Source organism: Bradyrhizobium sp. USDA 3256, from assembly GCF_054058275.1.
In genome coordinates, this window is record NZ_JBSSAE010000002.1 from 6947696 (window position 1) to 6968319 (window position 20624).

The window sequence follows — 20624 nt, forward strand, 5'->3', positions numbered from 1 at the left end:
TTCCGTGCCGGGGATTCCCGCCAATCAGGCGCCTCCGTCGATGGATCATCTCGACGAGCTGGAGGCGCAGAGCATCTACATCCTGCGCGAGGCGTTCGCGCGGCTGAAGAAGCTCGCGCTGCTGTGGTCGCTCGGCAAGGATTCCAACGTGATGATCTGGCTGGCGCGCAAGGCGTTCTTCGGCCGCGTCCCGTTCCCGGCATTGCACGTCGACACCGGCAAGAAATTTCCGGAGATGTACGCGTTCCGCGACCGCTTCGGAAAGGAATGGGACCTCGACCTGCGCGTCGAGCCCTGCCCGCCGATCGACAGCGTCGACCCGACCCTGCCGCCGGCCGCACGTTCCGCCGCGCGCAAGACCGAGGGGCTGAAGCTTGCGCTCAACAAATATGGCTTTGACGGATTGATCGCCGGCATCCGCCGCGACGAAGAGGCGACCCGCGCCAAGGAGCGCGTGTTCTCGCCGCGCGGCCTCGAGGGCGAATGGGACGTCCGCGACCAACCACCGGAATTCTGGGACCAGTTCAACGCCTCGCCGCCGCAAGGCGCTCACTTGCGCATCCATCCGATCCTGCATTGGACCGAGGCCGACATCTGGGCCTACACCAAGCGCGAGAACATCCCGATCATCCCGCTCTATCTCGCCAAGGACGGCAAGCGCTACCGCTCGCTCGGTGATGCCGACATCACCTTCCCGGTCGCCTCCACCGCGTCCAACATCGACGAGATCCTCACCGAGCTCGACGGCACCAAGATCCCGGAGCGCGCCGGCCGCGCGCTCGACCACGAGACCGAGGATGCGTTCGAGCGGCTGCGCGTCGCCGGCTATCTCTGATCAAATCCAAGCAACACCAAGCTTCGTGCGAGCGTTCCGATGAACATGATCCTTCCCACCGCCTCGATCTCGGCAACGCCCAACGGCACGACGCGGCCGCAGGTGCGCATCGTCATCGTCGGCCATGTCGATCACGGCAAGTCGACGCTGGTCGGGCGCCTGCTGCATGAGACCGGCAGCCTGCCCGACGGCAAGCTGGAAATGCTGAAGGCGGTGAGCGCGCGGCGCGGCATGCCGTTCGAATGGTCGTTCCTGCTCGATGCGCTGCAGACCGAGCGCGACCAGGGCATCACCATCGACACCACCCAGATCCGGTTCCGCACCCGTTCGCGCGACGTCGTGCTGATCGACGCGCCCGGCCACGCAGAGTTCTTGCGCAACATGATCACCGGCGCCTCGCAGGCCGACGGCGCGGTGCTGATCATCGATGCGCTGGAAGGCGTGCGCGACCAGACCAGGCGGCACGGCTATCTCCTGCATCTGCTGGGCGTGAAGCAGGTCGCGGTCGTGGTCAACAAGATGGACCGCGTCGAATTCAGCGCCGATCGCTTCAAGGAGATCAGCGACGAGATTTCCGCGCATCTGATCGGCCTCGGCGTAACGCCCACGGCGGTGATCCCGATCTCGGCGCGCGACGGCGATGGTGTTGCCGAGCGCACGGCGCGGATCGACTGGTACAAGGGACCGACCGTGGTCGAGGCGCTCGATGCGCTCGAGCCGGCACGCCCGCTGGCCGAGCTGCCGCTGCGGCTGCCGGTGCAGGCGATCTACAAGTTCGACGACCGCCGCATCGTGGCGGGCCGCATCGAGTCCGGCAGCCTGAAGGCCGGCGACGAGATCGTGATCATGCCGACCGGCAAGATCGCCAAGATCAAGACTGTCGAGAGCTGGCCGGTAACGCCGGTGAACGCCCCGCAGGGCGCCGGCCGCTCAGTCGGCATCACGCTCGACCGCGAGCTGTTCCTCGAGCGCGGCGACATCATCGGACATTCCGGGCAAAGCCCGCGCGACACCCGCCGCATCCGCGCGCGGATCTTCTGGCTGCATGACAAGCCGCTGACCAAGGGCGAGCAGATCCTGATCCGGCTCGGCACCAAGGAAAGCCGCGCCACCGTCGTCGCGATCGAGAAGGCGGTCGATCCCGGCGCGCTGTCCAACGAAGAGAACATCGCGATCGCGCGCAACCATGTCGGCGAGATCGACATCTCGCTGGCGCAGCCGGTTGCAACCGATCCCTACACCGACAATCCGCGCACCGGCCGCCTCGTGATCGAGGTCAACGGCCGCATCGCCGGCGGCGGACTCGTGCTGTCGGTCGACGCCGGCCGGCCGGCGGTGCCGGTCGACATCGTGCCGGTGGAGTCCGCGCTGCGGCCGGACGAGCGCTCGGCGCGCTACCACCACAACGGCGCAGTGATCTGGCTGACCGGCCTGCCCGGCTCGGGCAAGTCGACCTTGGCGCGGGCGCTGGAGCGGCGCCTGTTCGGCAATGGCGGCTCGCCGATCCTGCTCGATGGCGACACGCTGCGTGCCGGGCTGAACGGCGATCTCGGCTTCTCGCCGCAGGACCGCGCTGAAAACATCCGCCGCCTCGCCGAAGTCGCGACCCATCTGGCGCGCAACGGCCATATCGCCATCGTCGCGGCGGTGTCGCCGTCGACCGCCGACCGTGCGGCAGCTCGCCGCATCGCCGATAGCGCGTTCCGCGAGATCTATGTCGCAACGCCGGCCGAGGTTTGCGAGACCCGCGATCCCAAGGGCCATTACGCCAAGGCGCGCTCCGGCGGATTGCCGTCCTTCACCGGCATCACCAATGACTACCAGCCGCCGACCGGCAATGAATTGACCATCGACACCTCGAACCGCTCGGTCAGCGATGCCACCGACGAGATCGAGCGGATGCTGGCCACGACCGGCATCCTGTTCGACGAACTGACCGACCTCGCGGCGAATATCTAGGCGGCGCAGCCCCCTCCTCTGGGGGGCCTTCTCAGAACCGGGACTTTAGGGCTAAAAGGGCCGTGAACGCGGCCCTTTGGCGCGTTTTTTGCTGATTTCTCTCGAAAACAGCCCCTAAACGCCCCATTTCTTTGAGAAAGCCCATCATGACTCGTGTCGATGCCCATGGATTGAAGATCGCCCCTGTCCTGTTCGATTTCATCGCCAAGGAGGCGACGCCGAAAACCGGGATCGCCCCGGATGCGTTCTGGGCCGGACTTGCCGCCATCATCCAGAAGCTCGGACCGAAGAACCGCGAGCTGCTCGCAGTCCGCGACACGCTGCAGGCCAAGATCGACGACTGGCATCGCGCCAACAAGGGCAAGGCGTTCGACATCAACGCCTACACCGCGTTCCTCAAGGACATCGGCTACCTGCTGCCCGAGCCCGCGACCCACAAGGTCGAGACATCAAATGTCGATGAGGAAATCGGCAAGATCTGCGGCCCGCAGCTGGTGGTGCCGCTCACCAACGCCCGCTACGCGCTGAACGCCGCCAACGCGCGCTGGGGTTCGCTGTACGACGCGTTCTACGGCACCGACGCGATCCCGCACGATCCGAGCGAGAGCGGCAAGGGCTACAACAAGGCCCGCGGCGATAAGGTGATCGCGAAGGCGAAGGCGTTCCTCGACGCCGCCGTGCCGCTTGCGACCGGAAGCCACACCGACGTGACCTCCTACGCCGTGATCGCGGGCCAGCTCTCGGTCAAGCTGAAGAGCGGCAACTCGACCGCGCTGAAGAATGCCGCCCAGTTCGCCGGCTATCAGGGCGACGCCGCCCAGCCTTCCGCGATCCTGCTCGTCAACAACGGCATGCATGTCGAGGTCAAGATCGACCGCAACAACGCGATCGGCAAGGATGACCCGGCCGGCGTCGCCGACATGATCCTGGAATCGGCGGTCTCCACCATTCTCGACATGGAGGACTCGGTCGCCGCCGTCGACGCCGAGGACAAGGTGCTGGTCTATCGCAACACCCTCGGCCTGATGAACGGCACGCTGTCGGCCGATTTCGAGAAGGGCGGCAAGACGCTGACCCGCTCGCTCAATGCCGACCGCGTCTACAAGAAGCCCGACGGCAGCGAGCTGAAGCTGCACGGCCGCAGCCTGCTGCTGATGCGCAATGTCGGCCACCATATGTTCACCGACGCCGTGCTCGACGCCAAGGGTGAGGAAATCCCGGAAGGCATCCTGGATGCCGCGGTCGCCGGCCTGCTCGCGATCCACGACCTCAAGGGCAATTCCAAGGTCAGGAACAGCCGCACCGGCTCGGCCTATATCGTCAAGCCGAAGATGCACGGCCCCGACGAGGTGACGCTCACCTGCGACCTGTTCGCCGAGGTCGAGAAGATGCTGGGCCTGCCGGAGAACACGCTGAAGGTCGGCATCATGGACGAGGAGCGCCGCACCACGGTCAACCTCAAGGCCTGCATCCAGCGCGCCTCCAAGCGCATCATGTTCATCAACACCGGCTTCCTCGACCGCACCGGCGACGAGATCCACACCTCGATGGAAGCGGGTCCGATGATCCGCAAGAACGACATGAAGGCCCAGCCGTGGATCAAGGCCTATGAGGACTGGAACGTCGACAACGGCCTGATCGATGGCCTGCCTGGCCATGCCCAGATCGGCAAGGGCATGTGGGCCGCCCCGGACAAGATGGCCGACATGCTGGTGCAGAAGATCGGCCATCCGCAGGCCGGCGCCACCACCGCGTGGGTGCCGTCGCCGACCGCAGCCACGCTGCACGCGCTGCACTATCACCAGGTCAACGTGATCGCCCGGCAGCAGGAGCTCGCCAAGGGCGGGCCGCGCGCCAAGCTCTCCGACATCCTCACCATTCCGGTGTCGCAGTCGAACTGGGCGCCCGACGACGTGAAGCAGGAGATCGACAACAACTGCCAGGGCATCCTGGGCTACGTCGTGCGCTGGATCGACCAGGGCGTCGGCTGCTCCAAGGTGCCCGACATCCACGATGTCGGCCTGATGGAGGACCGCGCCACGCTCCGCATCTCGAGCCAGCACCTCGCGAACTGGCTGCATCAGGGCGTCATCACCAAGGACCAGGTGATGGAGTCGCTGAAGCGCATGGCTGTCGTCGTCGACAAGCAGAACGCCGGCGATTCGCTCTACAAGCCGATGGCGCCTTCATTTGATGGCGTTGCCTTCAAGGCCGCCTGCGACCTGATCTTCGAGGGCCGCACGCAGCCGAACGGCTATACCGAATACATCCTCACCGCGCGCCGCCGCGAGGCCAAGGCCGCGGGCTGATCTGCAAGCGATCGCAACGACATGCAAAAGCCCCGGCGATAAGCCAGGGCTTTTTTGTCGGCGCCGCGAGTGACGCCGGGAAGAGCCGGACGCGATCGCCTGCCGTCGTAAGGGCGCACTGCCAAAAATATCGAAAACAACCCCATGCAAAGTAGCCGGCGGATACGGCAACTTGACTCGTCGGGCAAATCAGCTCCATATTTCCATTATCCAGAAATCGTGAAGGCCGCGGGGCTGATCCGCGATCGCTGCGACAAGCAAGAGCCCCGACGATGAGCCGGGGCTTTTTTGTTGGCAGTCGGCTACAGCATCGACATCATTGCGAGCGTCAGCGAAGCAATCCACCCCTCCCGTATGCGGACAGGTGGATTGCTTCGTCGCGTAGCCTGTCAACGGGCCGCGCTTCGCGCGGACCGTTGGCTCCTCGCAATGACAGATCTAAAACACCGCCAGATACTTCAGCAGCGAGACGATGCCGATGATGATGACGACGGCGCGCGCGATCTGCTTGGCGCGGCCGTCGAGCGGCAGCATGTTGATGAGATAAAGAACGAGAATAACGACGAGAAAGGTGACGAGTACGCCGACGAGCATGCGAGGCCCCCTGATGGCATCGGTGAATCTGCTGTTCGCCCTTTGCTAACGTGCAGGAGGCAGGCCGGTTCCGCGCCAGGAACCGAAAGCCGCCGATCATGAGTGGTCGACCCTACTCGCGCGCCACCACCGCCGGCCGGCCATATTTGGCGCGGATGCGATCCGGCGCCGGCGTGAAGTTGAGCTGCGCGCCGCGCCGGTCCGGACGGCTCACCGACATCAGCCCGTTCTTGCCGGCAACGATGTCGCCCTTGCGCAAGGTCGGATCGTCCTCGATTTTCACCGCGGCGAGGCCGACAGTGTCCTTGCCGTTGCAGGTGCAGCCCGAGACCATCTCGTCGCGATAGCGGAACGCGTTCGGCAGCTCGGAATACGGTTTGCCGTCTTCCGTCGCGGCGTTGTCGATGTTGCCGCCATAGACCACTTCGGTCGCGCTCGCAGGGCAGAAACTGTTGCAGCTTTCCGCCTTGCTCTGGTTGCCGGTCGCAGCGAGCGGGAAATAGCGGCCGTCGCAGGTCCGCACGCAATAGGCCTGGCCGACGTCATAGCGAGGACGGCGCTCGACCCGCGGCGCCATCGGCGCCGGGCCGTCGTCGAACGGCATCCGGATCACCGGCGGGCGGCCATGCATGAAGCCGCCGAACAGTTGCGAGAAGAAGTCCTGGGCCTGCGCTGCAGGCGCAAGGGACAGGCCGAGCAATGCCGCCGTGCCGAACGCGCAGCGCCTTACGTGCCGTTTCACCATCACCGACCTCGGTACCATGCCGATCCCTAGAGCCCCGTTCCGATTGAATCGGAACGAGGCCCTAGATTCTTGTTCTGACGCGTTTTCTTCACGCGAACCGGTATCCACTTCGCTCGAAAACGCTCTAGTACAACGAGGAAGCCGTCGGGATGTTCATCGCCTGACGCCCGGAAGGCAGCGTCGCCGCCGCAGGGCGCGGCCGCGCCGCGGCCGGCCGGACCGAGATCTGCGTCGTGGTCGGGCCGATCTCGCGCGCGGCGAGGTGCGGCGCGTTCTTCGGCAGCACCACGACCCTGGTGCCGACATCGACCCGGCTGAACAGGTCGGAAACGTCTTCATTGGTCAGGCGGATGCAGCCGGACGAGACGAACTTGCCGATCGTCGAGGGATCGTTGGTGCCGTGGATGCGGTATTCGCTCGAGCCGAGATACATCGCGCGCGCACCGAGCGGGTTGCCCGGGCCGCCGGCCATGAAGCGCGGCAGATAGGGCTGGCGCTTGATCATCTCGGCCGGCGGATGCCAGTCCGGCCATTCGGCCTTGCGGCTGATGGTCTGTGTGCCGGCCCAGGTGAACCCCTCGCGGCCGACGCCAACGCCGTAGCGGATCGCCCGGCCGCCACCGAGCACGTAATAGAGTGCGGTGTTGCCGGTATCGATGATGATGGTGCCGGGCGCTTCTGTCGTGTTGAGCGCGACGGTGGTCCGGCGCAGCCGCTCCGGCAGCGCGCCGTCCTCGGCGACGCCAGCCGAGGGGTCGTTCATCACCTCGTCGGCGGGAAATGCGCCCGGCTGCGTCGACGCATAGCCGAGCGCGGAAGAGCGGACCTGGGCGCTGGCCGACGTGGTGACAACAAACGGCGTCGCAAACAGGACGCTGGCGAAGGCAAGGGTGCGCGCGGCGCGCGACGCAAGCCGGCGGCTGGAAACAGACTGCTGTGTCATGTGCTGCCCCTGGACGGGATGCGCATCGTGGTGATGCGATGCCGGGCCAACGCGCGTGGCCGCGAGTCGGTTCCGCCGCGAATCGTCGCGAAGCCGCGATTGTCAACCCGTCACGTTTCACGAACCCGCGATGGAACTTCCTCCGTATCGGCCAGTTGTCACCGCGCCATTCGACGCGCGGGGCGACCACGCGACGGGTTTGTTCGTCCTCACGCGGGAGGAGTTCGGTGCGCGCCTTTCCGAGTGAAGACCTGCTTGGCAAAGCGCCCGAAGGCACGCCAGTCCCCGACAGCAAGATCGAGCTGCCGCCGGTTGTCAGCCGCGCCGAGGCCGTCGCTTTCGCGTTGATGGCCCTGCTGGTTATCGTCATTGTCGCGGTGCTCTATTTCGCACGCGCCTTCTTCCTCCCGATCACCATGGCCTTCATCGTCGGCACCATGCTGTCGCCGGCGGCGAGCATGCTCGAACGCTATCGGATCCCGCGCGCGCTCGGCGCGGTCGTCATCGTGATCGCGGTCGGCGCCGCCGTCAGCTTCATGGTCGGGCTCATTGCCTCGCCGGTGATGGAGTGGAGCTCGCGGCTGCCCGAACTCGGCGCGATCCTGAAGGAGAAACTGCATGTGTTCGACCGGCCGCTCGCGCTGTGGCAGGAATTGCAGACCATGGTCGGCGGCTCCGATACGCTGGCCACGCTCCAGCTGCCGAAATTCGAGTGGGTGCAGCCGACGCTGGAATTCCTGTCACCGACCTTCGCCGAATTCCTGCTGTTCATCGCGACCCTGATCCTGTTCATCGCAAGCTGGAAGGATCTGCGGCGCGCGCTGGTGATGGCCTTCAGCGAACGCACGGCGCGGCTGCGCACGCTGCGCATCCTCAACGAGGTCGAGACCCATCTCGGCAATTATCTTCTGATGGTGACCACGATCAATGTCGGCGTCGGCATCGTCACCGGCGCGATCTGCGCGGCAACGGGCATGCCAAATCCGGCCGGGCTCGGTGCGCTCGCCGCGACGCTGAACTTCGTTCCGATCATCGGGCCGATCGCGATGTTCGTCGTGCTGGTCGCGGTCGGCATCATCGCCTCGCCGACCATCGGCGCCGGGCTGATCGCACCGGCCTGCTTTACCGTCGTGACCTTCATGGAAGGACATTTCGTCACACCGACGATCGTCGGCCGCAGGCTGTCGCTGAACGCGCTCGCGGTTTTCCTGGCGCTGGCGTTCTGGACCTGGCTGTGGGGCCCGATGGGCGCCTTCCTGTCGTCGCCGCTCCTGATCGTGGCGCTGATCGTCAAGGAGCATTTGATGCCGGTCAATTCGCCGCAGCTGCCGGAAGACTAGCAAGGCGTTCTCAAGCGAAGCCGGCACCGCTTGAAGCCCGGTTTCACGGCTGGAACCATGCACCGCGCGGCGCGTTTTTGTTCCAGCACGCAAGTTCTCCGGGAGCTTTTCGATGTCGAGCACGGACAGCGCATTTGGGATCAAGAACATGACGGACAAAGCGACCTACGAACGCCTTGAAAAGGATGTCACCGCCGTGAAGAACGATATCGCCGCCCTCACCGAACAGATCACCGACGCGCTGAACTCGTTTGCCAACAACGCGGGCAAGCAGGCCCGCCGCCGCTACAAGGATGCGCGCGCCAGTGCGGAAGATACACTCGACGACATGTCGGAGCGCGGCAGCGCGATGATGGGCGCGGCGCAGGATGCCGCATCCTCGATCGAGGAATCGCTGGAGGATATGATCACACAGCGGCCGCTGGCGACGGTCGGCCTTGCGCTCGGTCTCGGCTTCCTGATCGGCGTCACCTGGCGCCGCTAGGCAATCTGCGGTCTCCGGGGGATGAGCCCCATGGTGGCGATCACGCGGAAACCGCCCCTCTGGATGCGATGGCGGCGCTGGCGCGCCGCCGCTGCGTTTGTCGATGCGCTCTTCAGGGCAAGGCTCAAGGCAAGATTCAAGGCAAGATTCAGGGCAGGGCTGGTCGATGCTTCAGCGGCTGATCAATGACGTCAAGGATTCCACCGGCAACGTGCTGCGGCTGACGTCGCTGGCCGCGGCCACCGCGATCGCGCTGTTCATCACCATCGGCTTCCTGTGCGCCGCCGCCTTCGTCTACGTACTGCAGCACTACGGGCCGGTGGAAGCATGCCTCGCCGGCGCCGCGCTGTTCCTTGTCGTCACGCTGATCGCCGCCAGCGTCTACATCGTGCGCAGGCGCGAGATGCGCCGCCGCGCCGAGAAGGCGGCAAAGGCCGCCGCGGCCAATGTGTTTGCCGATCCGGTGGTGGTCGCCACCGGCCTGCAGATCGTGCGGGCCATCGGCGTGAAGCGGCTGATCCCGATCCTGGCGATCGGCGGCCTCGCGCTTGGCCTGATGGCAAGCCGCAGCGCCGCCAGCAGCAGCGAGGCGGACGAGGAGGAATAGCCCTCTCGTTTGCAAGATTAGCGCGAAACCAGCACCGACAACCATCGTCGTCGCCCGGCTTGACCGGACGATCCAGTATTCCAGAGACAGCTGTATTAAGCGAATGGGCCGCGGCATACGGGATCGCCCGCTTTCGCGGGCGATGACAGCGTTTGCTTGTTGCGATAGCGCTTCGCCCTGCTCAGGTCACGCAGCGGCCGGGCTGCAGCAGCTTGGCCACTTCGGTCAGTACGCTGACCACGGGCTCGCAGGCCACCTTGCGGGTGTCGCCGGGCCGTGCCCGAGCGGGCACTGCCGGGCGATGGCGCGCCTCTTCCTTGGCCACGGGGACGCGGACCAGCACCGACGTATCGGGAAGCCGCTCGACCTTCAGCGCAACGGTCCGGCTCGGCAGGCCGGTGACTGGAATCGCGGCACGGTCGGTCTTGGCGGCGCGATTGACGGCGCTCTCCGGCGCCAGTGCGGTGGTGACCTGCTGGCGGCCGATGAGATCGTGGCCGGATGCCAGCTGGACGGCGCCAAGCGTCAACCCAGCCGCCAGCGTAGCGAAAATTCCCATCTGAATCTTTGACATGGTGATGTCCCTCGCCCCATGGAAATTCGCTCGACGATCCCTTGGCGATCCCGGACACAACGCGAACGAAACCCGCGGGGTTCTCGCGTCCGGCCATCACTTAACCGTGTACGAAAATATTTTCGCTTGTACGGAACGACTCAGGGGGTCTGCGAGTCTTTGGAAGAGCCGGTTATTCCCCCTGCCCCATTGACCGGCGACGTAGGGCGCGACCGTGGTGATGCCGGTCGCGCCCTGCTCTTTTTCTGGTGTGCCGCAAACGATGCGTCAGCCGGCCTGTCGCTCACCGGTCCGAAAACCTGAAACCAAAGGCCCGGTCCTCCCACTCGCGAGAGGACCGTCCGCGTCAGGCATTGTCGTTCGATGGCATGTCCTGGGATCGAACAACCGTCACTTCACGGCATGACGGGCAACGACCGACGTGAAACTTGATTCCGGTTGTCTGGTCGTCGACGAGCATCAATTCGCTCAAGGGCTCACCGCATTTGCAGGTGACCGTTCTCTGATCGGCAAAGTACATCTGACGTCCTCCATAAGCCTGGAGATTTCTCGTCTTCGGGGCGAGCTCGTTTGCGCCGTGCTCGCCCCCTCGCTTCCGCTCCTTCTCGGTCGGTCAGATCCGGACCATCCGGATTGGTTGGTGTGACTCCAAGCGCTTATTTCGAAGCGGATTTCGCCTTCCGTGACTCCGCGGCTTCGCGCGCCTGCCGCTCGGCCTTGAGGCGCTGGAAGTTGTCGTAGAACGCCTTCTCGTTGGCGCGATGCTCCTTCATCGCCTGCGATGCGTCTTGCTGACGCTGCGCATCACGGTCCTTGCGCTGCTGGGGAGTAAGATTCATGCGACCTCCGACTAAGCTCTTGAATCAACGCTGGATTCAACGCACGAGCCCGGAAATGGTTGCACCTTGGGAAGGAACCGGATCTATTTGCGCAGGCTCGCCCAGACGCCGCCCAGGATCAAAAGGCCGCCGACCAGATGGATCAGCTTCGGCGGCTCGCCGAGGATGATCCAGGACAGCAGCGCGCTCGCGATCGGTGCGACGTAGAGCACCAGCGAGCTCCGCACCGAGCCGAATCTCGCGCCGAGCCAGGCGAAGCCGGCATAGGCAATCAGGCCGGGCACGAGGCCGGCGAAGACATAGGCCTCGAACGCCCTTGTGTTGAACACCGCAGCCGGCGTCGCCCACATCTCCTGGAGCGCCGGCGGCAGCGAGCACAGCGCGCCGGCCGCCGAGAACAAGCTGACCCGCGCCAGCAGCGAGGCGCGCGGCGCGACGCGCGACTGCAGCAGCGTGTAGCCGGACCAGCCGAGCATCGCGCACACCACCAGGAGATCACCCCAGGCCGCGCTCGACTGCGTCAGCGTTTCCAGACGACCGCCCGAGACGATCAAGAGCGCACCGCCGAGCGCCAGCGCCGTGCCGAGCCATTGCAGCGGACCGATATGCTCGATGCCAAGCGCCGCCGAGATCAGCAGCACCATGATCGGCGACAGCGCGAAGATCAGCGCGATGTGGATCGCGGTGGTCGTGATGCCGGCGATGTAGACCGGGCCGCCGCACAGGAACATGCCGAGGAAGCCGGCGGCAAGGATCGGCCAGAGGTTCTGCGCCAGCGGGATCTTGTCGTCGCGGATCGCTGCGATCGCAAACGGCGCGAGGCCGATGGCGATGATGCTCCAGCGGAAGAAGGCGAGCGAAAACGGCGGCACCGAGCCGGCGAGCCCGCGCGCCAGAACTTGGTTGGAGGCCTGCCCGACCGCGACCAGGATGAAGCCGGTCAGCGCGACCGCGTCCTCCCAGCCTTTGGCGGGGCGGCTGACCTGCGCTTTCGGCGGCTCCGCATCCATGACACCGCCCCCTCAGCCGGCGTGCGATCGGCTCACTCGTCCGCTACTGCTCGGCCGCCTCGCGCTCCATGTCGCGGCCGGCGAGATCCTCGCCCTGCATGGTGGCGTATTCGCGCGCCATCTCGCGCATCAGGAATTTGGCGGGGACGTCGTGATAGCTGCCGTGGTCGTTGACATACTGCATGTAGGCGCGCCCTTCGCCGTCGAAGGGATGCAGCAGCGCGTCGGCGTGGCCGTCGAAATCGAGCGGCTTGACGCCGAGCTTGGCGCACAGCGTGTCGTTGAAGGTCGGGGTCGCCTTGCGCCAGGCGCCGTCGACGAACACTTCAGTGAAGCCGTGCCACGTGAACAGGTCCGAGCCCATGCTCTGGCGCAGCTTCTCGGTGGTGAGATGGTTGCGCACATCGGCGAAGCCGACACGCGCCGGGATGCCGTGGACCCGGCAGGCCGCGGCATAGAGCGCCGCCTTGCCGACGCAGTAGCCATTGCCGGCGGCGAGCACGCTGGAGGCCCGGTAGCTCTCGGGCGAGCGCATGCTGACATAGGGGTTGTAGCGGATGCCGTCGCGCACCGCGGTGTAGAGCCGGCGCGCCTTGTCGCGCGCGCTGGCGTCAGACGGAACGGCGGCGCGGGCGAACGCCTCGACGGCGGGATGGTCGCTGTCGACATATTCGCCAGGGTCGGTGTAGAGGCGGCTGATCGTATCGGGGAGCTGCTCGGTCATGGCACAAGCTTAGCAAGCCATCTGCACAGTTCAATGCAGCACGTGCAGCGTTTCCCGCAGCCCTGCCCGGCCGGAGCCCCGCTCCGATTGAATCGAAACGGGGGCCTGGATTTTAGCTTTGACGCGTTTTCTTCACGCGAACCGGTGCCACTTCGTTCGAAAACACGCTAGTTCTTGAAGTGTTCGTCCAACTGCGGCGGCGGGTAGCTGCGCCGCCTGGCCTTGAAATATTCACGTGCGAAATGGATGCCTATCCCGATCAGGAACGGCGGCGCAAGCGCGGCGGCGATCACCAGCGCGGTGATCGACTTCGGCGTCAGGATGTCCAGCACCATCGACGCCAGCAGCCACAGCGTGGCAGCAATCACCGCGACGTCGACGTGCTTCATTCCCCGGTCTTTCCCTTGGTTCCTGGCTACCATCCGGGTTCCATCCTACCGGCTGGTCCCGGGCGCGCCAAGGATTCCGGGCCACAGACGGGACCTCCGCCCCTTCACTTTTTTGGAACGGCGCTTGCGCGGGCCACGTTGGTGCAGAAGTCCTGGATCCAGGATCAAATATTGATCCGGATCAGCCGAGCACGGAGGCCACGATGGGCAACTCCAGTGACATCCACAGCGGCGTCGACCATCCCGCCAGCCGGAACGGCGTCAACGACCCCGTCGGCGGCGTCGATGTGAAGCGAACTTTCGACGACAACCAGACGCCGCACGAACGTGCGCAATGGGCCGCCGATGTGCGTGCCGACGCCTCACCTCGGCGGGGCGAACCGTTCCTGCCCGAAGCGCTGCGACGGCCGCCGACCGCGCCGCTCAATCCACGCACCGGCCGCCGCGCGACTGACTAAATTAGGTTGAATCGTCATCGCGCCTTAGCTCTTTGTTTGAGCATGATCTTTTCGGAAAACCGCTTCGCACTTTTCCGGATCATGCTTTAGGCTGTGAACGCCCGCACCAGCAGCAGGCCGCCGAACAGCGCGAGAATCGAGAGCGCGACGGAGGCCGCGATGTAGGTGCCGGCCGACCATAGCTCGCCGCGCTGCATCAGCACGATCGCATCGAGCGAAAAGGTCGAGAAGGTGGTGAAGCCGCCGCAAATGCCGACGGTGAGAAACACCCGCATCGCCTGGCTGGCATTCCAGCTCAGCGCGAACGCTTCCGCGAAGACGCCGATCAGGAACGAACCCACGATATTGATCGCCAGCGTGCCCCAGGGAAATTCCGTGCCGACCAGGCGCCCCGCGCCGATCGCCACCAGATAGCGCGCGACCGATCCCAGCGAACCGCCGATCGCGATCGCCGCCAACAACTGAACGTTCAATGCTCCACCTTTCCGGCTCGCCATTCGATGAAGCCCGCCACCAACCCAAGCACGAAGGTCGCAGCGACCAGCTCGCCCGGCGCGCCGACCAGCAGGGCGACAACACCGACGAGCCAGATCGACCCGACCAGCGACAATGCGATTGAGAGTGAACCAGGAAGACCCGTCATGCGCTGTCCCTTCTCATTCGCGGGACACGGCGGGTCGGCGGTGGCGCATGCTCCTACCGACGCTGTCGCGCCCGGTAGGAGTCATCAGCCTCGCGGCGGTTATCGGGGGACTCCATCCCCATCAACGTGGGAATGGTAGGCGAGCGGAGCGGCAGGAGCAAGTGGGCCCGTTCCGCCGTTTCGCTTCTCGGCTCAGCCGGTCGTCGACAGCATCGCGTTCAGCTCAACGGCTGTTCGCAGTTGCTCGATGCGCGCGACAATCTGCTCGCGTTCGGCACCGCGCGGCAATCGGGCGAGCAGGCTTTCAAGTCGCACGCGATGTTCCTCGAGGCGCTGCTCGAATGTGTGGGGTTCAGATCGCTTCCGCTTTTGAATCGTCCTCTGCATTATCGACCTTTGGCGGTTGAAGACCGGGGCTGTTGGCCCAGCGGTCCAGTTGCTCGATGACTTTCGCGTGGCTCGGGCGCCGCGGTTTCGGGGCTTCCGGCTCCTCGGACAGCTTGCGGGGAAGCTTGACGTGGTTGGCCATGGCATCTCTCCAGCGACATAACGAGGCGGGCGGCCGGATCGTTCCTTTATTTTTTATCTAAGTTATTGATTTCATTTGATAATTCTACTAAATTGACGTTTTTGTCTCAACCGATGGAACCCCATGCGAGTTTGGTGGTTTAGCAAATTACTCAACAAGCTAAGTCTTGGTGTTTTGCGATGAATGAGCTTCGCGCTGAGCGTCTTCAGGTCATGCTGTCGCCGGAGGAGTTGGCAGCCCTCGACGATTTCCGCTTCAAGCACCGCATGCCGACCCGCGCCGCGGCGGTCCGCGAGCTGCTCAAGCTCGGTCTGGCCGGCATTGGCGTCGATGGGGGAGCAGGAGTGAAATCGAGCGATTATGGTGTGTTCGATCGCGGGCCCGAGGGGCACACCCAGAGCGACGCGCCGCAAGAGGATTGACGGCGCGTTGGCGCTGACGTGGCGGTTCAGCCCGCGGCGAACAGGTCGACAATCGCCTTCAGACTGCACACCACGAGGGCCGACGTGAACATCGCCGTGCCGAGATCCGCGAGATAAAGCAGTTGCGCCCTCTGCTCCGCATCAAGCCGCGCGATCGCCTTGCGCATGGCCAAGCTCCCTTTTCGGGAGAACGCGATGCGCCGATGTCCGTTCCCTTCTTTGCGTCAGGCCCGCTGCAGCGCCAGCGTCACGCCGCCGAGCGTCAGCGCCATGGCGCCGATCTCGCGCAGGCCCAGCGGCTCACCGAGAATGATCGCGGCCGACACCACGCCGATGACCGGCACCAGCAGCATGCCCGTTGACGCCGATGTCGGCGGCAGGCGGCGCAGCGTCTCGAACCAGGTGAGATAGCAGATCCCCATCGGCATCAGCGTCATGTAGGCAAAGCAGCCGAGGCCGAGCGGCGTGATCGCGGCATAGTTCGGATGCTCGAAGAGGATGCCGAGCAGGAGCATCACGAGGCAGCCGATGCCGACCTGCCAGGCCACCACCGCGAGCGGCGGCATCGGCAGCGGCTTGCGATTCAGCACGTTGCCGAGCGCGAACAGGATGGCGCAGGCGAGCGCCAGCGCGATACCGGTGAGCTTGTCGGCGCTGAACGCAAAGCCATTGCCGCCGAGCAGGAGTGCAACGCCGGCAACGCCGAGCACCAGCGCCGCAAGATCCCGCAGCGTCGGGCGGCTGTGCAGCACCGGCCAGGCGAACAGCATCGCCCAGATCGGCATCGTGTAGGCCAGCAGCGCGCCCTCGCCGACCGTGACGAATTTCATCGCGATGGTGCCAAAGCCCATCCAGGCAAAGACATTGGTGAAGGAGGCAAACAGCAGCCGCGGAATCGCCTCGCGCGGCACGGCGAGCGACTGTCCGCGGGCCAGCGCCAGCGTGCCCAGGATCGCCGCCGCGCAGGTGCCGGCAAGCCCACGGGCGAACAGCGGCGGCCATTGCTGCAGCAACAGCTTCATCAGCGGCCAGTTCAGGGCCCAGCCGAACGCCGTCACCACCAAGCAGAGAAAGCCCACCGTTCTATCGCGCTGCGTCGTATCCATGGGCGGCGCTTAGCAGGCGAACGCAGGCGATTCCATATCGCATCGCGCATGCGCACCACCCTGTCAGGCAAAGGTGCCGATCGTGACCCGCGGCCAGCCCTCGCTTTTCCGCGCGGCGGCAAGTCTGGCCGTCCAGGCATCGATCAGGCTTGCGATGAGCAGGCGGCCGGTGCCGCGCATGTCGGGCAGTTTCATGGTCGGGGTGCCGAGCGTGAGCGCGACCACGCCGTGGGTTGCCGCCAGCAGCGCGGTCGCGAGCCGCTGCGGCAGGCCCGGCGCCGGCTCGGCGCCATGTGCCGCCAGAAATTCCCGCACCGAGATCACGAACAATTCGTAGCTGCGGCGCGCAATCTCGGTCTCGCCGAAATAGACGCCGTCGGGAAAACGGCGGTCCTCGACCGTGCCGGACATCGAGAACAGTGAGCGGAAGTGATCGGGATTGTCGGCCCAGTAATCGAGATAGGTTTCCATCACGCGCCGCAGCCGCAGATCGCTGTCGGCCGTCTCCGCGCGCACCCGCTCGAGGCGTTCGGCGACCGCCTCGAGATTCTGCTGCTTCACCGCGAGCAGCAGCAACAGCTTGGTCGGGTAATATTTGAGGACGGTGCCCTTCGAGTAGCCGATCGCGTCGGCGATCTTCTGGATCGAAACGGTCTCCAGCCTGCCGGCGGCGAACTCCTTGCGCGCGGTCTCGAGGATCAGCGCCTTCAGCGCCTCCTTGTCGGCCTCCTGGCGCGCCCTGCGCTGGAAGCGCCGTGCGCCTTTGGCTCGCTCCACGATCGACATCCCCATCTGCCTCGCGCCTCCATGCCGCGCACCCGTCCCGATGGCAACCCCGCCCTTGCAATATGCGAGTTAATTGACTATGGTCAATTAATTAATGACAAGACGGGAGGATCCGATGAGCACCCATGCGAGCCCCCTTGCGAGCTCCCTTGCCGGCGAAATGGTCCGCAGCGATTTCGATCCGTTCAGCGCGGCGACGCGGGCCGATCCTTACGGCACCTATGCGGAGCTGCGTGCCGCAGCGCCGGTCATCCGCCTGACCAGATATGACATCTGGGCGGTGCCGCGCTTTGCCGAGGTCAAGACGATCTTCGGAGACCATGTCAATTTCAGCAACGCCGGCGGCGCCGGACTTGCGAACCACTTCAAGGAAAAGCCGTGGCGGCCGCCGAGCATCGTGCTGGAAGCCGATCCGCCGCTGCACACGCGAACCCGCGCGGTGCTGGCGCGGATCCTCTCACCCGGCGCGATGCGGCGGCTTGCAGATGACTTCAAGGCGATGGCGACGCGGCTGATCGACGGGCTGGTCGAGCGCGGATCGTTTGACGCCATCAAGGACATCGCGGAGGTGTTTCCGGTCAGCGTGTTTCCCGACGCGCTCGGCATCGACCAGGAGGGCCGCGAGAACTTCCTGACCTATGGCGCGATGGTGTTCGCCGGCTTCGGGCCCGAGAACGACTATTTTCGCGATTTGATGCAGCAGGCGCCCCGCGTGCTTCCCTGGGTCGCGGCGCGCTGCCAGCGCGAGGCGCTGCGCCCGGGCAGTTTTGGCGCGCAGGTCTATGAGGCGGCCGACGCCGGAGAGATCAGCGCGGAGGAAGCTCCGCTGCTGGTGCGTTCGCTGCTCTCGGCCGGGCTTGACACCACGATCAGCGCGATCGGCATGGCGCTGTACACGCTTGCGCGCCATCCCGAGCAATGGTCGCTGCTTGCAGAAGATCCGTCATTGTCGCGCGCGGCATTCGACGAGACCCTGCGCTTCGATTCACCGGCCCCATTCGTGTTCCGCACCACGCCGCATGACACCGAGATTGCAGGCGTCAGGATCGGCAAGCACGAGAAGGTGCTGCTGCTGCTTGCCTCCGCCAACCGCGACGAGACGCGCTGGGAGCATGCCGACCGGTTCGACGTCAGACGGCGGCTCTCCGGTCACATGGGCTTCGGCGTCGGCATCCACGGCTGTGTCGGGCAGATGGTGGCACGGCTGGAAGCCGAGGCCGTGATCACAGCGCTCGCCAGCCGCGTGAAGCAGCTCGAGATTGCAGGCCCCACAGCCTTCCGCGACAGTTCGGGCCTGCGAGCGCTCAGCACGATGCCGGTCTGCGTGACGCCGAAATAGCGTCGCCATCGAAGGCTTGCTCAAAAAAAGCCGGCGTACCTTTCGGTACGCCGGTCTGGATTTTGCCGCTTGCGTAAATTCAGCTCATGCCGAGGCGGCGCGCGGCGAGCGGTTGCGCGAGTTGCGCTGGAAGAACAGCGCCTGGCTCGCCACCGCCGACACCATCGCCGGCTGGAACGGCTTCGAGATCAGGAATGCCGGCTCCGGCCGCTCGCCGGTCAGGAAGCGCTCGGGATAGGCGGTGATGAACACCACCGGCACCTCGAAGGTCCGCAGCAACTCGTTCACGGCATCGAGGCCCGACGAGCCGTCGGCGAGCTGGATGTCGGCGAGGATCAGGCCGGGCTTCTTGTTCTTGGCGAGCGCCACCGCGTCGGAATGCGTGCGGGCAACGCCGATGACGTTGTGACCGAGATTCTTCACCAGGCTCTCGAGGTCCATGGCGATGAAGGTCTCGTCCTCAATGATCAGGACGTCGGTGGCGATCTCGGCGGCCATCTCGCGGCCGGCGGCATCGGTGAGCTTGCGCGTCTCGGCGATATCGGTGCCGAGAATGTAGCCGACCTCCTCCTCCGAGAAGCCCTCGAGCGACAGCAGCAGGAAGGCCTGGCGCGGCAGCGGCGTGATGTTCGACAGCCGACGCTCCGGCGGCAGCGACAGCGTCGCCACGTCGGCATTGTCGTTGTTGTTCACCGACACCGAATTCCATATCTGGGTGAACAGCCGAAACAGGCCGGCGCGCGGCCCGTGGGTCTGATCCAGCAACGATCCATCCTGCAACAGGGCCTCGAGCATGGCCCCGACATAGGCGTCCCCCGACGCCTGATTTCCGGTCAGTGCGCGAGCGTAACGGCGCAACAGCGGAAGGTGTTCGGCAACGATCTGCGATCGGGACATTCCCACTCCATCCTTGTTCGTGAGGCCTGGCGGCCTGAAACCCGTTGTCTGGGGGCGACAGAATCCAGTTCTGGGACGACCCCGGTTCCCCTGCATCGCCGACTACGCGCGAAAGCCGAAAAAGTTCCACGAAATAGTTCCAGCATTCCGGAACTTTCTGCGCAACTTTGCATTAGCTCCTGACCGACGAGGCAACGCGGCCAGCCTCTTTTTTCGAGGAAACGACTTGGAAATCAGAGACTTAACTCCCGGGGAAGCGTGGATCACATCATGAAGGAAGTAAAGAAGCAGGGCGGTCTCAACGCCGAGATTCAATCGAGAATCGGCCACCAGCTTCGCGCCATGTACGATGACGTGGTGCGACAGGGCGTACCCGACCGCTTTGCGGAGCTGATCCGCAAACTCGACGGGCCGGAGGCTGCGGCGGCGGCCGTCGCCGGGGGCAATACCGACAAGAACAATGGAGGGGACTAATGCCTCTCACGAATGAACTTCGCGACGATATCCTTGCGTCGGTCCCGAGCCTGCGCGCGTTCGCGATCTCGCTGTCCGGTAATGGTGACCGCGCCGACGATCTGGTGCAGGAGACCCTGCTGCGCGCGATCGCCAACATCGACTCGTTCCAGCCCGGCTCGAACCTCCCCGCGTGGCTGTTCACCATCCTGCGCAACCTGTTTCGCTCCGACTACCGGAAGCGGCGGCGCGAGGTCGAGGATGCCGAGGGCAATTATGCCAAGACGCTGAAGAGCCAGCCTTCGCAGGCGGCGCATCTGGAGTTCGAGGAATTCCGCGCCGCGCTCGAAAAGCTGCCGCAGGACCAGCGCGAGGCGCTGATTTTGGTCGGCGCGTCCGGCTTCTCCTACGAGGATGCCGCGGCAATCTGCGGCTGCGCGGTCGGCACCATCAAGAGCCGCGTCAACCGCGCGCGATCGAAGCTCTCCGCGCTGCTTTATGTCGACAGCGCCGAGGATTTCGGCCCCGACAACACCGTGCGCGCCGTGATCGGCGGCAATGGCGGCTAAGCGCGACCACGGCGATAAATAGGAAAAGGCGGCCCGCGGGCCGCCTTTTTCATGTTGGCCTGCAAGGTCC

General features: G+C 65.1%; 27 protein-coding genes and 1 riboswitch. Of the genes, 11 read left to right on the top strand and 16 right to left on the bottom strand.

The genetic code is table 11. The annotated features are described in order from the left end of the window. The first annotated feature begins 40 nt into the window (after nt 1-40). The 3 genes from cysD to ACVWY5_RS34750 all read left to right on the top strand — a co-directional run bounded on the left by cysD (nt 41) and on the right by ACVWY5_RS34750 (nt 5103). A complete protein-coding gene (gene cysD, locus ACVWY5_RS34740; protein ID WP_028334719.1) occupies nt 41-835 on the top strand; it encodes a sulfate adenylyltransferase subunit CysD in 795 nt (264 codons plus the stop codon). 39 nt (nt 836-874) lie between these two features. Next, nucleotides 875-2794, top strand: coding sequence for an adenylyl-sulfate kinase (cysC, locus tag ACVWY5_RS34745; protein ID WP_028334718.1), 1920 nt, complete (start codon nt 875-877; stop codon nt 2792-2794). Nucleotides 2795-2940: 146 nt separating this feature from the next. Then, entirely contained in the window at nt 2941-5103 is a 2163-nt protein-coding gene (locus ACVWY5_RS34750; RefSeq protein ID WP_028334717.1) for a malate synthase G, read from the top strand. Nucleotides 5104-5541: 438 nt separating this feature from the next. Here ACVWY5_RS34750 and ACVWY5_RS34755 read toward each other — a convergent pair whose 3' ends face one another. The 3 genes from ACVWY5_RS34755 to ACVWY5_RS34765 form a co-directional block, all read right to left on the bottom strand. After that, nucleotides 5542-5697, bottom strand: coding sequence for a Thivi_2564 family membrane protein (locus ACVWY5_RS34755; protein ID WP_016842974.1), 156 nt, complete (start codon nt 5695-5697; stop codon nt 5542-5544). Between the two features lie 112 nt (nt 5698-5809). After that, nucleotides 5810-6442 carry a DUF2865 domain-containing protein gene (locus ACVWY5_RS34760; RefSeq protein WP_028334716.1) on the bottom strand — a complete coding sequence of 211 codons (633 nt, stop codon included), beginning with the start codon at nt 6440-6442 and terminating at the stop codon, nt 5810-5812. 124 nt (nt 6443-6566) lie between these two features. Further along, the gene (locus ACVWY5_RS34765) at nt 6567-7385 is read right to left on the bottom strand and encodes a L,D-transpeptidase (protein ID WP_028334715.1); all 819 of its coding nucleotides are present in this window, start codon (nt 7383-7385) and stop codon (nt 6567-6569) included. A gap of 227 nt (nt 7386-7612) precedes the next feature. On the opposite strand from ACVWY5_RS34765, the gene ACVWY5_RS34770 reads away from it, so the two are divergent. The 3 genes from ACVWY5_RS34770 (at nt 7613) to ACVWY5_RS34780 (ending at nt 9816) form a co-directional block, all read left to right on the top strand. Continuing rightward, nucleotides 7613-8725, top strand: coding sequence for an AI-2E family transporter (locus ACVWY5_RS34770; protein ID WP_028334714.1), 1113 nt, complete (start codon nt 7613-7615; stop codon nt 8723-8725). 112 nt (nt 8726-8837) lie between these two features. After that, complete coding sequence (locus tag ACVWY5_RS34775) at nt 8838-9209, top strand: DUF883 family protein (protein ID WP_016842979.1); 372 nt, start codon at nt 8838-8840, stop codon at nt 9207-9209. Between the two features lie 166 nt (nt 9210-9375). Continuing rightward, nucleotides 9376-9816, top strand: coding sequence for a hypothetical protein (locus tag ACVWY5_RS34780; RefSeq protein ID WP_028334713.1), 441 nt, complete (start codon nt 9376-9378; stop codon nt 9814-9816). 181 nt (nt 9817-9997) lie between these two features. On the opposite strand, the gene ACVWY5_RS34785 is transcribed toward ACVWY5_RS34780, so the two are convergent. The 5 genes from ACVWY5_RS34785 to ACVWY5_RS34805 form a co-directional block, all read right to left on the bottom strand. After that, the gene (locus ACVWY5_RS34785) at nt 9998-10390 is read right to left on the bottom strand and encodes a hypothetical protein (RefSeq protein ID WP_028334712.1); all 393 of its coding nucleotides are present in this window, start codon (nt 10388-10390) and stop codon (nt 9998-10000) included. Nucleotides 10391-11046: 656 nt separating this feature from the next. Continuing rightward, complete coding sequence (locus ACVWY5_RS34790; protein WP_028334711.1) at nt 11047-11229, bottom strand: hypothetical protein; 183 nt, start codon at nt 11227-11229, stop codon at nt 11047-11049. Nucleotides 11230-11312: 83 nt separating this feature from the next. After that, nucleotides 11313-12239 carry a DMT family transporter gene (locus ACVWY5_RS34795; RefSeq protein WP_028334710.1) on the bottom strand — a complete coding sequence of 309 codons (927 nt, stop codon included), beginning with the start codon at nt 12237-12239 and terminating at the stop codon, nt 11313-11315. 43 nt (nt 12240-12282) lie between these two features. Further along, nucleotides 12283-12963, bottom strand: a complete 681-nt coding sequence (locus ACVWY5_RS34800; RefSeq protein WP_028334709.1) for a transglutaminase-like domain-containing protein — start codon at nt 12961-12963, stop codon at nt 12283-12285. 167 nt (nt 12964-13130) lie between these two features. After that, on the bottom strand, nt 13131-13352 hold the full coding sequence (locus ACVWY5_RS34805; protein ID WP_028334708.1) for a hypothetical protein: 222 nt from the start codon (nt 13350-13352) through the stop codon (nt 13131-13133). A gap of 203 nt (nt 13353-13555) precedes the next feature. Between ACVWY5_RS34805 and ACVWY5_RS34810 the strand changes: the two genes are divergently transcribed. Then, entirely contained in the window at nt 13556-13810 is a 255-nt protein-coding gene (locus tag ACVWY5_RS34810) for a hypothetical protein (RefSeq protein WP_050387215.1), read from the top strand. A gap of 86 nt (nt 13811-13896) precedes the next feature. On the opposite strand, the gene crcB is transcribed toward ACVWY5_RS34810, so the two are convergent. The 4 genes from crcB to ACVWY5_RS34830 form a co-directional block, all read right to left on the bottom strand. Then, entirely contained in the window at nt 13897-14283 is a 387-nt protein-coding gene (crcB, locus tag ACVWY5_RS34815) for a fluoride efflux transporter CrcB (RefSeq protein ID WP_028334706.1), read from the bottom strand. Next, nucleotides 14280-14453 (bottom strand): hypothetical protein, encoded by a 174-nt coding sequence (locus ACVWY5_RS34820; protein ID WP_157347175.1) that lies wholly within the window; start codon nt 14451-14453, stop codon nt 14280-14282. The genes crcB and ACVWY5_RS34820 overlap by 4 nt, the downstream gene beginning before the upstream one ends. Before the next feature lie 68 nt (nt 14454-14521). Beyond that, nucleotides 14522-14582, bottom strand: a riboswitch (Fluoride riboswitch). A gap of 63 nt (nt 14583-14645) precedes the next feature. Beyond that, a complete protein-coding gene (locus ACVWY5_RS34825) occupies nt 14646-14768 on the bottom strand; it encodes a hypothetical protein (protein ID WP_317248721.1) in 123 nt (40 codons plus the stop codon). A gap of 37 nt (nt 14769-14805) precedes the next feature. Next, the gene (locus ACVWY5_RS34830; protein ID WP_167350454.1) at nt 14806-14982 is read right to left on the bottom strand and encodes a hypothetical protein; all 177 of its coding nucleotides are present in this window, start codon (nt 14980-14982) and stop codon (nt 14806-14808) included. A gap of 179 nt (nt 14983-15161) precedes the next feature. On the opposite strand from ACVWY5_RS34830, the gene ACVWY5_RS34835 reads away from it, so the two are divergent. After that, nucleotides 15162-15404: a hypothetical protein gene (locus ACVWY5_RS34835; RefSeq protein ID WP_028334705.1), complete on the top strand. Its 243-nt coding sequence runs from the start codon at nt 15162-15164 to the stop codon at nt 15402-15404. A gap of 26 nt (nt 15405-15430) precedes the next feature. Here the strand turns inward: ACVWY5_RS34835 and ACVWY5_RS34840 are convergent, their stop codons facing one another. From ACVWY5_RS34840 to ACVWY5_RS34850, 3 genes are all read right to left on the bottom strand, one after another. Then, nucleotides 15431-15571 (bottom strand): hypothetical protein, encoded by a 141-nt coding sequence (locus tag ACVWY5_RS34840; protein ID WP_157347178.1) that lies wholly within the window; start codon nt 15569-15571, stop codon nt 15431-15433. A gap of 57 nt (nt 15572-15628) precedes the next feature. After that, complete coding sequence (locus tag ACVWY5_RS34845; protein ID WP_028334704.1) at nt 15629-16510, bottom strand: DMT family transporter; 882 nt, start codon at nt 16508-16510, stop codon at nt 15629-15631. 63 nt (nt 16511-16573) lie between these two features. Further along, nucleotides 16574-17296, bottom strand: a complete 723-nt coding sequence (locus tag ACVWY5_RS34850) for a TetR/AcrR family transcriptional regulator (protein WP_321176683.1) — start codon at nt 17294-17296, stop codon at nt 16574-16576. Nucleotides 17297-17411: 115 nt separating this feature from the next. Here ACVWY5_RS34850 and ACVWY5_RS34855 point away from each other — a divergent pair, with 115 nt between their 5' ends. Next, entirely contained in the window at nt 17412-18635 is a 1224-nt protein-coding gene (locus ACVWY5_RS34855; protein ID WP_028334702.1) for a cytochrome P450, read from the top strand. Between the two features lie 84 nt (nt 18636-18719). Here ACVWY5_RS34855 and ACVWY5_RS34860 read toward each other — a convergent pair whose 3' ends face one another. Then, nucleotides 18720-19532 (bottom strand): response regulator, encoded by an 813-nt coding sequence (locus ACVWY5_RS34860; protein WP_028334701.1) that lies wholly within the window; start codon nt 19530-19532, stop codon nt 18720-18722. Nucleotides 19533-19802: 270 nt separating this feature from the next. On the opposite strand from ACVWY5_RS34860, the gene ACVWY5_RS34865 reads away from it, so the two are divergent. Next, nucleotides 19803-20006, top strand: a complete 204-nt coding sequence (locus tag ACVWY5_RS34865; RefSeq protein WP_028334700.1) for a NepR family anti-sigma factor — start codon at nt 19803-19805, stop codon at nt 20004-20006. Beyond that, complete coding sequence (locus ACVWY5_RS34870) at nt 20006-20554, top strand: sigma-70 family RNA polymerase sigma factor (protein ID WP_016847265.1); 549 nt, start codon at nt 20006-20008, stop codon at nt 20552-20554. The genes ACVWY5_RS34865 and ACVWY5_RS34870 overlap by 1 nt, the downstream gene beginning before the upstream one ends. The last annotated feature ends 70 nt before the right edge of the window (nt 20555-20624 follow it).

Excerpts from the sequence above, each read along its gene's own strand:
- cysD (WP_028334719.1), top strand. The coding sequence starts at position 41 with ATGGATCATCTCGACGAGCTGGAGGCGCAGAGCATCTACATCCTGCGC.
- cysC (WP_028334718.1), top strand. The coding sequence starts at position 875 with ATGAACATGATCCTTCCCACCGCCTCGATCTCGGCAACGCCCAACGGC.
- ACVWY5_RS34750 (WP_028334717.1), top strand. The coding sequence starts at position 2,941 with ATGACTCGTGTCGATGCCCATGGATTGAAGATCGCCCCTGTCCTGTTC.
- ACVWY5_RS34755 (WP_016842974.1), bottom strand. The coding sequence starts at position 5,697 with ATGCTCGTCGGCGTACTCGTCACCTTTCTCGTCGTTATTCTCGTTCTT.
- ACVWY5_RS34760 (WP_028334716.1), bottom strand. The coding sequence starts at position 6,442 with ATGGTGAAACGGCACGTAAGGCGCTGCGCGTTCGGCACGGCGGCATTG.
- ACVWY5_RS34765 (WP_028334715.1), bottom strand. The coding sequence starts at position 7,385 with ATGACACAGCAGTCTGTTTCCAGCCGCCGGCTTGCGTCGCGCGCCGCG.
- ACVWY5_RS34775 (WP_016842979.1), top strand. The coding sequence starts at position 8,838 with ATGTCGAGCACGGACAGCGCATTTGGGATCAAGAACATGACGGACAAA.
- ACVWY5_RS34780 (WP_028334713.1), top strand. The coding sequence starts at position 9,376 with ATGCTTCAGCGGCTGATCAATGACGTCAAGGATTCCACCGGCAACGTG.
- ACVWY5_RS34785 (WP_028334712.1), bottom strand. The coding sequence starts at position 10,390 with ATGTCAAAGATTCAGATGGGAATTTTCGCTACGCTGGCGGCTGGGTTG.
- ACVWY5_RS34790 (WP_028334711.1), bottom strand. The coding sequence starts at position 11,229 with ATGAATCTTACTCCCCAGCAGCGCAAGGACCGTGATGCGCAGCGTCAG.
- ACVWY5_RS34795 (WP_028334710.1), bottom strand. The coding sequence starts at position 12,239 with ATGGATGCGGAGCCGCCGAAAGCGCAGGTCAGCCGCCCCGCCAAAGGC.
- ACVWY5_RS34800 (WP_028334709.1), bottom strand. The coding sequence starts at position 12,963 with ATGACCGAGCAGCTCCCCGATACGATCAGCCGCCTCTACACCGACCCT.
- ACVWY5_RS34805 (WP_028334708.1), bottom strand. The coding sequence starts at position 13,352 with ATGAAGCACGTCGACGTCGCGGTGATTGCTGCCACGCTGTGGCTGCTG.
- ACVWY5_RS34810 (WP_050387215.1), top strand. The coding sequence starts at position 13,556 with ATGGGCAACTCCAGTGACATCCACAGCGGCGTCGACCATCCCGCCAGC.
- ACVWY5_RS34820 (WP_157347175.1), bottom strand. The coding sequence starts at position 14,453 with ATGACGGGTCTTCCTGGTTCACTCTCAATCGCATTGTCGCTGGTCGGG.
- ACVWY5_RS34830 (WP_167350454.1), bottom strand. The coding sequence starts at position 14,982 with ATGGCCAACCACGTCAAGCTTCCCCGCAAGCTGTCCGAGGAGCCGGAA.
- ACVWY5_RS34835 (WP_028334705.1), top strand. The coding sequence starts at position 15,162 with ATGAATGAGCTTCGCGCTGAGCGTCTTCAGGTCATGCTGTCGCCGGAG.
- ACVWY5_RS34840 (WP_157347178.1), bottom strand. The coding sequence starts at position 15,571 with ATGCGCAAGGCGATCGCGCGGCTTGATGCGGAGCAGAGGGCGCAACTG.
- ACVWY5_RS34845 (WP_028334704.1), bottom strand. The coding sequence starts at position 16,510 with ATGGATACGACGCAGCGCGATAGAACGGTGGGCTTTCTCTGCTTGGTG.
- ACVWY5_RS34850 (WP_321176683.1), bottom strand. The coding sequence starts at position 17,296 with ATGTCGATCGTGGAGCGAGCCAAAGGCGCACGGCGCTTCCAGCGCAGG.
- ACVWY5_RS34855 (WP_028334702.1), top strand. The coding sequence starts at position 17,412 with ATGAGCACCCATGCGAGCCCCCTTGCGAGCTCCCTTGCCGGCGAAATG.
- ACVWY5_RS34860 (WP_028334701.1), bottom strand. The coding sequence starts at position 19,532 with ATGTCCCGATCGCAGATCGTTGCCGAACACCTTCCGCTGTTGCGCCGT.
- ACVWY5_RS34865 (WP_028334700.1), top strand. The coding sequence starts at position 19,803 with ATGAAGGAAGTAAAGAAGCAGGGCGGTCTCAACGCCGAGATTCAATCG.
- ACVWY5_RS34870 (WP_016847265.1), top strand. The coding sequence starts at position 20,006 with ATGCCTCTCACGAATGAACTTCGCGACGATATCCTTGCGTCGGTCCCG.